Source organism: Clostridium felsineum DSM 794, assembly GCF_002006355.2.
Classification (GTDB): domain Bacteria; phylum Bacillota; class Clostridia; order Clostridiales; family Clostridiaceae; genus Clostridium_S; species Clostridium_S felsineum.
Genome location: NZ_CP096980.1, coordinates 4110553 through 4123278, shown reverse-complemented (window position 1 = coordinate 4123278; position 12726 = coordinate 4110553). Strand labels below are relative to the sequence as shown.

General features: G+C 28.9%; 11 protein-coding genes. 10 read left to right on the top strand and 1 reads right to left on the bottom strand.

Going from position 1 to position 12726, the window contains the following annotated elements; genetic code table 11:
• The first annotated feature begins 310 nt into the window (after window positions 1–310).
• From CLFE_RS19195 to CLFE_RS19170, 6 genes are read left to right on the top strand one after another with little or no spacing between them, the layout of a single operon-like run.
• A complete protein-coding gene (locus tag CLFE_RS19195; protein ID WP_139356203.1) occupies window positions 311–2776 on the top strand; it encodes an ABC transporter permease in 2466 nt (821 codons plus the stop codon).
• A 13-nt stretch (window positions 2777–2789) separates the two neighbouring features.
• A complete protein-coding gene (locus CLFE_RS19190) occupies window positions 2790–3482 on the top strand; it encodes an ABC transporter ATP-binding protein (RefSeq protein ID WP_139356204.1) in 693 nt (230 codons plus the stop codon).
• A gap of 11 nt (window positions 3483–3493) precedes the next feature.
• A complete protein-coding gene (locus CLFE_RS19185; RefSeq protein ID WP_077894570.1) occupies window positions 3494–4411 on the top strand; it encodes an ABC transporter ATP-binding protein in 918 nt (305 codons plus the stop codon).
• The gene (locus tag CLFE_RS19180) at window positions 4404–5126 is read left to right on the top strand and encodes an ABC transporter permease (protein WP_077894571.1); all 723 of its coding nucleotides are present in this window, start codon (window positions 4404–4406) and stop codon (window positions 5124–5126) included. Before CLFE_RS19185 ends, CLFE_RS19180 begins: the two co-directional genes overlap by 8 nt.
• A 20-nt stretch (window positions 5127–5146) precedes the next feature.
• Complete coding sequence (locus CLFE_RS19175) at window positions 5147–5857, top strand: response regulator transcription factor (RefSeq protein WP_077894572.1); 711 nt, start codon at window positions 5147–5149, stop codon at window positions 5855–5857.
• Window positions 5858–5860: 3 nt separating this feature from the next.
• The gene (locus tag CLFE_RS19170; protein WP_077894573.1) at window positions 5861–6787 is read left to right on the top strand and encodes a sensor histidine kinase; all 927 of its coding nucleotides are present in this window, start codon (window positions 5861–5863) and stop codon (window positions 6785–6787) included.
• Window positions 6788–6870: 83 nt separating this feature from the next.
• Here CLFE_RS19170 and CLFE_RS19165 read toward each other — a convergent pair whose 3' ends face one another.
• Entirely contained in the window at window positions 6871–8253 is a 1383-nt protein-coding gene (locus tag CLFE_RS19165; RefSeq protein ID WP_077894574.1) for an aminotransferase-like domain-containing protein, read from the bottom strand.
• A gap of 146 nt (window positions 8254–8399) precedes the next feature.
• Here CLFE_RS19165 and azlC point away from each other — a divergent pair, with 146 nt between their 5' ends.
• From azlC to CLFE_RS19145, 4 genes are all read left to right on the top strand, one after another.
• The gene (gene azlC / locus CLFE_RS19160) at window positions 8400–9116 is read left to right on the top strand and encodes an azaleucine resistance protein AzlC (protein ID WP_077894575.1); all 717 of its coding nucleotides are present in this window, start codon (window positions 8400–8402) and stop codon (window positions 9114–9116) included.
• Entirely contained in the window at window positions 9107–9439 is a 333-nt protein-coding gene (locus CLFE_RS19155) for a branched-chain amino acid transporter permease (protein ID WP_077894576.1), read from the top strand. The genes azlC and CLFE_RS19155 overlap by 10 nt, the downstream gene beginning before the upstream one ends.
• 204 nt (window positions 9440–9643) lie before the next feature.
• Entirely contained in the window at window positions 9644–10747 is a 1104-nt protein-coding gene (locus CLFE_RS19150) for an SGNH/GDSL hydrolase family protein (RefSeq protein WP_077894577.1), read from the top strand.
• Window positions 10748–11013: 266 nt separating this feature from the next.
• The gene (locus tag CLFE_RS19145; protein ID WP_077894578.1) at window positions 11014–12531 is read left to right on the top strand and encodes a glycosyl hydrolase; all 1518 of its coding nucleotides are present in this window, start codon (window positions 11014–11016) and stop codon (window positions 12529–12531) included.
• Window positions 12532–12726: the final 195 nt, after the last annotated feature.

Here is a 12726-nt window from a genome sequence, read left to right as displayed (position 1 = left end):
TTGAACACCCCCTTATTTAATTTTATAACAAAAATCAAAGCAATCAACTATAAATTTAATAAATTTTTAATTAAAAGTCTCATTTAGATATAGAAATCGTTATTAGTAGCTTAAAAGTAGTAAAAATAATTAAACCTCGTAAGAAAATCGTAACAAATTTTCAAATACATTGTAAGAAGTTAAACCTATAATTAATAATTGTAAATTAAATATAGGTAAATCAGTGAAAAGTCTAACTTATAGATGTTTCAAGATGGCATTTTTAAGTTAATAATTTCACTGGTTTAACCACATATATGGGGTGATAATTGTGAACATATTTCTTAAATATTTGCTTAAATCAATTTTTAAGAAAAAGGGAAGAAGTCTGCTTTTGATAATTACTATAACAATTGCAGCAGCTCTTTTGATTACATCACTTGGAGTTGCGGATTCTGCAAATAGAGTTACCGAAAAGCAAGTGAATAAACAAAATGGAGTCTACAACATAGCTGTAACTGCTAAAAATACAACATATGAACCATTTTTTGATGAAAGTAGAATACCTAAAGAAGATTTTATAGAGTTTGTACCGATTCTAAATTTAGATGGATATTTAAATAAAAGGGTAGAGGTAGCTGTAGAAGGGGTTGAAGAAGGGAATTATGAAAAACTTCCTAATATGAAAATATTAAAGAAGACAGGAGCTAATCCACTAGATGGAAATGGTGCCATAATTTCAGAGAGAATGGCAAAAGCTCATAGTTTTAAAGTTGGAAGTGAAATAACTATAAAATCAGAAGATAAGAGTCAGGTTTATAAGGTAAATGCTATTGCAGAAAGTGTTGGTGTATTTAGTACAGATGAAAAAGATAAATTTGCAATTGTAGTCAATGAAAAAAGTATATGGAAAATACTAAATATAAACAAGTTATATAACTACATGTTTGCAAGCCTTAAAAGCAATGTAAATAGCTCCAAATTTATTAAACACTTTAATAATAAAGGTTATAATTGTACAGCTAACCTTATATTTGACAAGGCAAAAGCAGAAAGTGATATGGAGACAGTACAAATACTTTTTTATTTTATGTTGGTAATAGTAGTTTTTATGAGTGCTTTTATAATTTATAGCTGTTTTAAGCTTATAGTTTTAGAGAGGTTACCAGTTATAGGAACATTTTTGAGCCAAGGGGAAACTAGCTTCGGGATAATAAAATTACTTTTAAGTGAAAGTATTATTTATGGATTAATAAGTGGAATAATATCAATATTTTTAGGTAAAGGGCTTTTATATTTACTTGCAGATTTGCAAAATAATTATAAAGCCTATGGAGTTCAGACTAGTGTGGATTTAAAGAATAGCTGGTTTATTGCAGGGGTTGCTTTTGCAGTTATTATAACTTGTGTGTCAGCAGTTTTGCCTGTTTTAATTATAAAAAAGCTTCAAATAAAAGATATTATCTTAAATAAAGCCAATATGCCTAGTAGTAAATACAAGATATTTATAATTGGATCTGTTTTGGTGGCTATATCGATTATTATTAATTCTAGTAATAGTGAATTAGCCATAGAGTTTTCACCAGTAAGCTTTATTTTATTTATGGTGGGTTCAATTATTATCTTGCCATCATTTATAAGAATAATAAGTTATCCTCTTATGTATATGTCTAAAAATATAAGTATTTGGATTAAACTAGCCTTGAACAATATTAGATCCTTGAAAGCACTTTTAAACAATATAAGGCTAATCATAATAAGTATGGTATCTATACTTATTATATTATCTTTTTCACATTCTTATATTAATGCCTTGATAGGAGCGGCAAGTAACTATAGTTATGATATTGACGTAAATCAAGGAAATGATCCTCATAAAATAGAACTTGTTTTAAGTAAAGATAAAAATATAAAAAGTATAATAAAAACCTATGGTGTGGGTAATGGCGAAATAAAAGGTAGTAATATAAAACTTCCTATTGTAGGTATTGAACCTAATACTTATAGAGCCTTTAATAATTACTATACAATTAATGATAAAGATAAATTTTATAATGATCTAAGCAAAAAAGAAAGAAATATGGCAATCGATAGTAAATCAGCCAAGAGTCTAAAAAAATCCATAGGGGATAGTGTTGTATTAAAGATTGATAATAGAGAAGCTAAATATAAAATAACAGGTATTTTTGATGCAAAGGTTACTGAAAGTCAGATTTTAATTAATAAGGATAATATGATAAATGACTTTAAAGTAGAGGTACCAGATGATTATTCACTTGTGGTAAAAGGAAACGTAGATAAAGAAAAAAGTAACTTAGAAAATGAACTAATGGGAACCTCAGCAAAAGTTAAGACGCTTAAGGAGACAGTGGCAGCCTATAGGGAAGATTTTCAACTTTTAATAACAGCGCTTATGTTTTTTTCAATAATGACTGTAGCAATGGGAATATTTGCAATTATAAATAATATTTCTGTAAGTTTTATTCAAAGAAAAAGAGAGTTAGCTGTATTAAGTTCTGTTGGAGCTACAAAAGGTAAAAATGCATTAACTATAGTTATTGAAGGTATATTTACAGCTGTATTTTCAATAATTGGAGGTGGTATAATATCCTATTATTCAGTGGGGGTATTAGGTAAACTTACTAAGCTTGTAGAAATTTCAATAGCTATGACGTATGATTTTAAAGCATTTTATTATGTTTGTATTGGAATTTTAGTAACTATGCTTTTAGCTAGTACTCCAGCAGTAATTAAAAACAAAAAAGTATCAATTGTAGAAGAATTAAAATATGAATAGGAGAGGTATAAAAATGAGTGAATTTTCTATAGAAGTTAAAAATATTTATAAGTCTTTTAAACTAAAAAGAGAAACAGTTGACATATTGAAAGGTGTAAGTTTTAATGTAAGGAAGGGAGAATTTTTATCAATAATGGGGCCTTCTGGTGGAGGAAAATCTACGCTGTTATACATACTTGGAGGACTTGATGTTCCATCAAAGGGAAATATAATAATAGGTGGAAAAGATATATACCAAATGAAAGAAAAAGAAAAATGTATTATGAGAAGAAGAAAAATGGGTTTTGTTTTTCAATTTTATAATTTGGTTCCTAATTTGTCTGTTGAGGATAATATAATGCTTCCAATGCTTATAGATGGTAAAAAACCAAGAAACCTTAAAAATGAGTTGAATAAAATACTTGAGATTACTGAAATGAGCCATAGAAGAAAACATAAGCCAGCAGAGCTTTCTGGAGGTCAGCAGCAAAGGGTAGCTATATCAAGAGCGCTTATATTTAATCCAGAGATAATATTAGCGGATGAGCCTATAGGTAATTTGGATTCAAAAACTGGAAATGAAATAATGAAGTTATTTAAAAACATTAATAGAGAATTTAATAAAACGATAGTTCAAGTTACTCATTCAGAAGAGTCAGCAGCATTTGGAACAGATATACTTAAACTTCGAGATGGGGAAATTGAATTAAAAGAAATGCTGGCATAAGGAAGATGAGTATGGAGAATATATTAAAAACCAATAATCTATTAAAAAAGTATAAGGATAAAATTGCAGTAAATAAGGTAAACATAACAATTAATAGAGGGGATATTTACGGCTTTTTAGGTGAGAATGGAGCAGGTAAAACAGCTACTATAAAAATGATAATGGGACAAGAAAAATCAGACGAAGGAACTATAGAACTTTTTGGAGAGACAATAAATATAAATTCATACATTCATAAAAACAGAATAGGCATTTTACCAGAAAAGCAAATTTTTTATCCTATGCTTACAGCAAAAGAAAATCTTGAAATCCATAGAAGATATCTGGGAGTACAAAATAAAAAGAAAATAGATGAAGTTTTAAGTTTAGTGAAATTAAATGGAATAAGTAAAAGTGTAGATAAATTTTCAACAGAGATGAAACAGAGATTAGGGCTTGCACGGGCCCTTCTTAATGAACCTGAACTTTTGATTTTAGATGAACTCACAAAAGGACTAGACACAGCAGCTATAAATGAAATAAAACAAATTATTATAACACTTAATAAAAGAAAAAATGTTACGGTGCTTGTTTGTAGTAACAAATTTCATGAGGTTGAGAATTGGGTTAGCAAAGTAGGAATAATCCATAGAGGGAATTTAGTAAAGGAAGTTTTATATAAGGATTTAAACCAAAAAAATAGAGTATATTTAAAACTTAGGGTAAGTAATTTAGAAAAAGCTTGTGTAATTTTAGAAAAGAATTGCTGCATAAGTAATTACAAAATTTTTAAGAATAATAGCATTCTCATCTTTGAAAAATTAGATAATGTAGAAGATATAAACAAGCAGTTAGTTGATAATGGAATTGGAATTAGCGAACTAAAAATTCATACTGAAAATATTGAAGATTATTTTTTTAGACTTATTAAAGGAGAAAAGTATGTTTGATTTTATTTATATAGAAATATTAAAAGTAAAAAAATCAAAAGTAATATTATGCTTGATACTAACTGCTGTAATTTTACCGGCAATATGGTTTTTTTTATCTTTATTTTTCTATCCACATTCTAGTTGGATATCATCTTCCATAGAAGTGGAGGATTTTATGTTTCTAATTTTAGAGACTCTTATTTTTATACTACTATCTAATTATGTATTTGTAAAAGAATATTCATATGGAACTAAAGAAATAGAATACGCTTATCCAGTAAATAGAATCAATATATATGTAAGTAAAGTTTTAGTAACTTATGTAATATTAATAGTTATTTACATCGTACATTTTTTTATAGTATTTCTTGGATTGACAGTTACAATGGCTATGTTTCATATAAAAAACATATTATTCACTCATTTTAAAGCGTATATGCTTTCAATATTATTTCAATTTTGTGTTGTACCCATTATGGTTATTATAGGAAATGCATTGAAAAGATATTCTTATTCAATCTTAATATCAATTTTTATTTATTTTTTTTCTATTGTATTGTTTTCATTAAACAAATATAGAAACTGGCCATTTATTTTTCAGTACATACCTGTTTTAAATGTTAATAATATTGGAAGTAAAGCTAATAGCATTTATATCTTAATGACTTTTATAGGTACATTTATTCTAGGTGCAGTTCAGTATTGGAAAATGAACGAAAATAAAATTATATAATAAATGTGAGGTGGGAAGGTATGGATAGTAAAAATAGAGTTGAAATTTTAGTTGTTGAGGATGATAAAGAAATAAGTAGACTTATTGATAAGATTTTATTGAACGAAGGGTTCTGTGTAGTAAAGGCATACGATGGAGAAAGTGCTATGGATAATTTTTTGCATGATAAGGACAAAATTAAATTAATTGTATTAGATTTGATGGTTCCTTTTATAGATGGTTTTGAAATAATAAGAAGGATTAGACAAAAAAGCACAGTACCGATACTTGTTATATCAGCTAAAAGTAAAGAGATGGATAAAGTTTCTGCTATTAGCATGGGAGCAGATGATTATATTGTAAAACCATTTTCACTAAATGAATTTGTAGCAAGGGTAAAGGCACTTATAAGAAGGTATTTGTATTTTAGTGGAGAGGAAATGTCTAGTGATAATATTGTTAATTATAAAGAACTCACTGTAAATATTCAGGATTACTCTATTACTAAGGAAGGCAAAGCAATAAAAATAACTCCTATAGAATTTGAAATACTAAAATTATTTCTGTTAAATCCTAAAAAGGTATTTACCAAATCTCAAATATACGACAGTATTTGGGGAAAAGATCCAATAAGAAATGACAATACAATTATGGTTCACATAAAAAGACTTAGAGATAAAATAGAAAATGATACAAGTTGTCCTAAATATATAGAAACTGTTTGGGGAATAGGATATAAGTTGGGGGAATAAAGTATGTATAAAATATTATTTTTTATTTCTGTAGGGATAATTTTAATACTTATTCTTTTAATAATATCTACAGTTACGAAAATAAATTATATTAAAAAAATTTTGGAAGATGTGATAGCAGGAAACTTTAGCAGAAAGATTATGATAAATAATAATTTTAAATTTATAGCTAATTTAGTTAGTAATATAAATTTAATTACTGATAAACTTCAAGAAGCTAAAAATGATAATTTAGAAAAAGCCGACATAATGTCAAAAATGGTTTCAAATATATCTCATGACTTTAAAACTCCACTTACCTCACTTATTGGGTATGTTGAACTTATAAAGCAAAGCAAAAACTTGAGTTTAGGGGAAATAAACGAATATTTAGATATTATACATAATAAGGCCTGTTATTTAAATTCAACCTTAGAAAACTTTTTTTATTTATCTAGATTAGAAGCCAATGATGAAAAATTTAATATACAGAAAATAAATCTTAGTGATGTAATACAAGAACAGGTTCTGTTTTTTTATAATGATTTTAAAACTATAGGAATAACTCCTGTCTTAGAATGTACCAAAGAAGAAGTTTATGTTTTGGCAGATAGGGTATCTGTGGGAAGAATACTTAATAACTTGCTTTCTAATAGCTTAAAGTATGGGAGGGATGGGAATAAAGTGGGGATACATATATATGAGGACAAAGATTATATTTACACTGAGGTTTGGAATAACGGAAAAGGTATTGATAAAAAAGATTTGCCATTAGTATTTAATAGATTATATACGGCTGAAGAGTCAAGGAATTCAAAGTTAAGTGGAAATGGTATTGGTCTTAGTATAGTTAAAGAACTGGTTAAGGGAAACAAGGGAAGCATAAGTGTAAAAAGTATTTCTTTCAAGAAAACAGCTTTTACATTTTCGCTTCCCAAAATTAATTTATGAGGAAATATATTGTTGCTAAGTTTAAAATTTATAGTTAGTGATTTTGTATTTAAAACTATTAATTCAAAAACATTAATAAATTTTTATATTTGTGTGCTTAAAATTTTTAAACCAATTTCTAATTCATTTAATGAACTTGTTGAAGAAAGTGCAATACGTAGATATTTATCATTCGCAGTTGAAGCGCTAAGAAATCGATTTGAATGGAACACATTAACTCCTTTTTTTAAAAGGTTTTCTTCAATTTTTTGATTAATATTATTTGAAATTGGGAGCCATCTATAAAAGCTAAGAGGGTGACCAATAATAGGAACACTGGGAAAATATTTTGAAAATATATTGTTAGCAGCTTCTGCTAATTTCTTTTTTTTATTCACTATTTCATTTGCTTTACCTGATAAAATAAGTTCTGTTACGATTTCACTATCCAATGATGAAGTTTTAACGTTTATATTGAAAATAGCTTGTAATATCCTTTTTTTAAATCGCTCTGCAAAAACTATATAAGCTATTCTAAGTCCAGAACAAATGGCTTTTGAAGTGCTGCAGATATATATGGTTTGTTCAGGAAGTAATTCAAAAATAGGTTGTTTATAATCCTCAATAGTTCCAGCGGTTAAAAAAGCGTGAATGTCATCTTCTATTACAATGAGGTTGAATTTTTTTATAACCTTAGCTAATTCAAGTTTACGACTATTTGAAATTATTATAGTTGTAGGATTAGAACAAGATGGCATTAAGAATATACCGTGTATAGAGTTTTTACGACATTGAGTTTCTAATTCCTCTGGTAACATACCGTTTTCATCATTCTTAATAGGAACTAGCTGTAAATGAAATATTTTTGACAGCTCAATGAAATTTGAATAGGTATACAGGTCAACTGCAATACGATTTCCAGGTTCAAATAGTGAAAATAAAGTAATTGCTAATGCATTTTGAGCGCCTGAAACAATAGCTAAATGTTCCGTGTCAGTATGTATTCCGAAATTTTCCATCCAATTCAAGGCAGCTTTTTTTTGATGAGGTATTCCAGTTGGATTATCATAATTGAGAAGCTTCTCTAAATAATGTTTTTCCATAATTTTTTTAGTAGTATCTAATATCATAGAATTACAGCATTCAAAGGAGGCAACGAAGCCAAGGTTTATACTACCAGAAAAACTATTAGTGGAAATAGTTATACATTTAGTGGCATTAGGAGAAACAAAAGTTCCTTTTCCAGTAACAGCATAGATTAATCCCTTTAACTCGCATATTTTGTAGGAGCGTGTTATTGTTGTAAAGTTAATATCTAAAAAATCAGCAAGTTCTCTTTGTGGTGGAAGTTTTGTACCTGGAGCTAGAAAACCATTATGTATATCATTTTCTAAAGCTTCAGCAATAGATAAATAAAAAGGTCGTTTTAAATTGCATTTATTTGGTTTCCAAGACATGGGGTAATTTTCAAAAGAATTAATAGGCATAAGTAACCTCCAGAATAATTGTAATACATACAATTATAACATTGATTGTATGTATTTGCGATGATAAAATTTTATTTAATGGTAAGAAGAAAAGTTTAAAAAATAGTTTAGATATAGAATATTAAAATGAGGTGTATGCATAAAGTATGAAAAAAAATAATTATATTAAAAAAGCTTTTGTTACGGCATTTCCACATACAATTCCTATATTTGCAGGTTTTTTGTTTTTAGGAATTGCTTATGGAATTTATATGAATGTATCAGGGTTTAGTCCTATATATCCTATGATTATGAGTTTAACTATTTTTGCTGGATCTGTAGAATTTGTGGCAGTTAATCTTTTAATGGGATCATTTAATCCACTAGGTGCACTTTTTATGACTTTAATGATAAATGCACGCCACTTATTTTATGGAATTTCAATGCTTAATAAATTTAAGGGAATAGGAATTAAAAAATTTTATCTAATTTTTGGTATGTGTGATGAATCATTTTCTATAAATTATGCAGCTAATATTCCAGATGATGTGGACAATGGTTGGTTTATGTTTTTTGTGACAATGCTTAATCATCTGTATTGGTTTTTGGGAGCTACTATTGGTGGAATTTTTGGAGCTTTAGTTAAATTCAATACAAAGGGACTTGATTTTGTAATGACTGCGCTTTTTGTAGTGATTTTTCTTGAGCAGTGGAGGAAGGAAGATAAACATGAAAGTTCATTAATGGGATTAGGATTTTCTCTTATTTGTCTTAGTATATTTGGAGGAAAAAGTTTCATTATTCCATCAATGGTAATGATAATTGCAATTCTTACTTTATTTAGAAAAACTTTAGATAAGGCAGGTGAATGTAATTGTCAATGACGTTAATACAAAAAATTATTATAATTTGTATGGTTATATTAGGTACTGTGATAACTCGTTTTTTACCTTTTGTTATTTTTAGCTCGGACAAGCAGACTCCTAAATATGTTCAATATCTGGGAAGGGTACTTCCATCAGCAGCATTAGGAATGTTGGTTGTTTACTGTTTAAAGGACGTAAGTTTATTTGGAGGCAATCATGGTATTCCAGAATTTATTTCGATTATATTTGTTGGTTTGCTTCATATGTGGAAAAGACAAATGTTAATTTCAATTGCTGGAGGAACTATTTTATACATGATTTTAATTCAGTTTGTGTTTTAATTAGTTCAATAAATTATATATATTTAAAGCATAGCATTAATAATAGCAGACAAGAGTACTAAATTATAAGCAGTTAATAGAAGAAGTGGTGAAAAAGGTAAAAATGAGGTATAACATTATATAATACTGTAATTATCCATATTTATCACATTTAAAGTATATAGTATAATATGTGTATAAAAGTGAGATAAGGGGGAGAATTTAATGAAAAAAAGATTTGCATTGCTATTAATTGTTTTTATGATGTTGTTAAATGTAAAATTTACAGTTAGTGCTTCTGCTGTTAAAACTATTAATTCAAAAACATCACAAAGCCTTTCTAAGGTTCTTTTTATTGGTAGGGTGGATACAAGCGACCCAGCTGGTCCAAAGTTCGCTTGGAGTGACACAACGATAAAAGCAAACTTTAAAGGAACTGGAATAAGTGTGAATTTAAAATCAGCAGGTGATAATTGGTTTAATGTAATAGTTGATGGAAAGGTTCAAACACCTATTAATGTATCAACTACAACTTTATCACCTATTGTTTTAGCATCAGGACTTACACAAGGAAAACATAGTATAGAATTAGTAAAAAGAACAGAGGCTTCAGTAGGAGAAGTGCAGTTCTTAGGCTTTAATGTTACTGAAGGAAAATTACTATCTGCGCCAAAACCTTCTGATAAGCGAATAATGTTTGTTGGAGATTCAATTACTTGTGGTTATGGCAATGAAGGGACAAGCCAATATCAATCCTTTACAACAAAAAATGAAAATGCTTACCTTGCTTACGGTGCTGTAACTGGTAGACTTATAGGTGCAGATTCAGAAACTGTCTGTTGGTCAGGAAAAGGATTAGTTCGTAACTATGGAGGCAATACTACAGATTTGATGCCTGATCTGTATGATAGAATATTACCTTACAATACAACACTTCTTTGGGATTCTAGCAAGTGGATTCCTCAAGTTGTAGTTATTAATCTTGGAACAAACGATTTTAGTATAGGCGCTCCAGATAAAACAGTATTTACTTCAGCATATTTAAAATTTATTTCTAAAATTCGTGGGCAATATCCTAAGGCCGATATTTATTGTGCGGTAGGACCTATGCTGAATGGGGATAATCTTACACAAGCAAGAGACTATGTTAAGAGTACAGTAGATTCAGAAGAGGCATTGGGAGATAAAAAAGTTCATTTTATTGAGTTTCCTATGCAGGATCCAGCAAATGGATATGGAGAAGACTGGCATCCTACTGTAAAAACTCATGAAATTATGGCGAATCAATTAGCTAATCAAATTAAAGCAGATTTAGGCTGGAATAAGTAAAAACTATATATTTGTAAATACCACTCGGGCAATAATGAGTGGTATTTTTTAATTTTAATAATATTAAAAAATAACGTTTGTTTTGTGAGAAATTTGACATAATTATGCGAAAAATGAAATACATACGTTTACATATAGAAAAAAATAAAAATAATGGAAGTTTACATGTGGTAACTTATAATGTAATATAATATATCGGTGGAAAGTTATAAAATTTTTATAAAAAAACTATAATGTTTGTATAAATAATAAAAAGGAGTAACATTATGACATTGAACAAAACAAAAAAGACAATAATAGCTCTTTTAGCGACGACACTAATATTATCGCCACTAGTTACTAACAAAGTTCATGCCATGCCAACAACATGTACTACTGGTGCATTTCTTGGTTGGGGAAATAATCTCGATAAACCTTCTATTACAAATGATTCTGCCTATTCAGGGAAAGTGAATATAATTTCTTTCGATCTTGCTACTTTCAGCAATACAGGCTATGAAACATCCATAAGTGGTGATAGTGCTGCAAAGTTAGCTCCACTTGGTAAGGATACTATTATATCAGCAGAAATGCCAAATCCAGCTGGTGGGGATACACATTCAAGTATATCTAGTGAAGATTTTGAAACACTTTCTAATGTAAGAATTCAAGATATAAATTCATCAAGTTCTTTGCTGCTTCAAAATTATAAGACAATGATTTCGAGAGTAGCTGATGAGCTTTATAATTATAGACAAAAATTAAATGGATATAACCCAAATGCTGTTATTTACTATAGACCATTTCACGAAATGAATGCAGCCTGGTTTTGGTGGGGAAATCATGACAGCAGTCAGTTTAAAAAACTTTGGATGAATATACGTGAATATTTAGTAAATTACCGCGGCTTAACTTGGCTTAAGTTCTGTTATTCTGCTAATGAAAGCTTAGAAAATGATCCTAGAGTTAAAGATGCATTAGATTACTACCCAGGAGATAATTATGTAGATACTGTTGGGCTAGATGGTTACAGTGATGATCCAGAAAATGATAATATATTAAAAAAGACATATGCAGAGCTTGCAGGTGGAAATTATAATGGTCAAAATTATGGAGGATTGGGAAAACCTTTTGGATTTACTGAAGTTGGTCCAAAGGTTGGAGGAGATTATGTTGATTTAGGAAACAATGAAATAAGACCCTTCAATTATCAGAAGTGGAATAATGCAATTCAAAATCAATATAATAAATCAAGTTATTCAATAATATTTGATGGTGCATATGATCCTCGTAATAATATTCATGGTGCATCGCTTTTTAATGGTAATGAATGGGAGAACGGAAACCTTTCAGACCAAGCGCATGTACAGAACATAGGCTGGCAAGGTAATGTAAGCGATGGAGATACTACAGGAACAATCGGACAGTCTTTACGTGTGGAAGCTGTAAAACTTAATTATACTAATAATGTAGGATTACATCTTGCATATCAAGCACATGTACAAAATATAGGTTGGATGCAAGAAGTAACAAATGGTGAGCTAGCAGGTACAACAGGACAAGCATTGAGAATGGAAGCTATAAAAATATCTCTAAAGGATGCAGCAGGAAATAATGCTTCTAATTATTCTGTATACTATAGAACTCATGTACAAAATATAGGCTGGACATCTTGGAAGAAAAATGGAGATGTATCAGGAACTATAGGACAGTCATTAAGAATGGAAGGACTGCAAGTATATGTTGTAAAAAATGGTACAGGTTCTGCTCAAGTGTTAGAAAACTTAGTTAAAAGCGGAAAATAAGAAATATGGAGGTGAAGAATGAAAGTTTCTTCACCTCCATATTTTTGAATTATATATAAACAAGCTGTATAATTTATAGTGAAAATGTTTTATTTATAATATGAAAGGGGCAATTTTCATGGGTAGATATTCTATTCTTTGTGCATAAGAGAGGCTTATAGCACAAAGAGGGTATAGCCTCTCTTAAATCCTAAA

Coding starts and splice junctions, on each gene's coding strand:
- CLFE_RS19175 (WP_077894572.1), top strand. CDS start 5,147: ATGGATAGTAAAAATAGAGTTGAAATTTTAGTTGTTGAGGATGATAAA.
- CLFE_RS19170 (WP_077894573.1), top strand. CDS start 5,861: ATGTATAAAATATTATTTTTTATTTCTGTAGGGATAATTTTAATACTT.
- CLFE_RS19185 (WP_077894570.1), top strand. CDS start 3,494: ATGGAGAATATATTAAAAACCAATAATCTATTAAAAAAGTATAAGGAT.
- CLFE_RS19165 (WP_077894574.1), bottom strand. CDS start 8,253: ATGCCTATTAATTCTTTTGAAAATTACCCCATGTCTTGGAAACCAAAT.
- CLFE_RS19180 (WP_077894571.1), top strand. CDS start 4,404: ATGTTTGATTTTATTTATATAGAAATATTAAAAGTAAAAAAATCAAAA.
- CLFE_RS19145 (WP_077894578.1), top strand. CDS start 11,014: ATGACATTGAACAAAACAAAAAAGACAATAATAGCTCTTTTAGCGACG.
- CLFE_RS19150 (WP_077894577.1), top strand. CDS start 9,644: ATGAAAAAAAGATTTGCATTGCTATTAATTGTTTTTATGATGTTGTTA.
- azlC (WP_077894575.1), top strand. CDS start 8,400: ATGAAAAAAAATAATTATATTAAAAAAGCTTTTGTTACGGCATTTCCA.
- CLFE_RS19190 (WP_139356204.1), top strand. CDS start 2,790: ATGAGTGAATTTTCTATAGAAGTTAAAAATATTTATAAGTCTTTTAAA.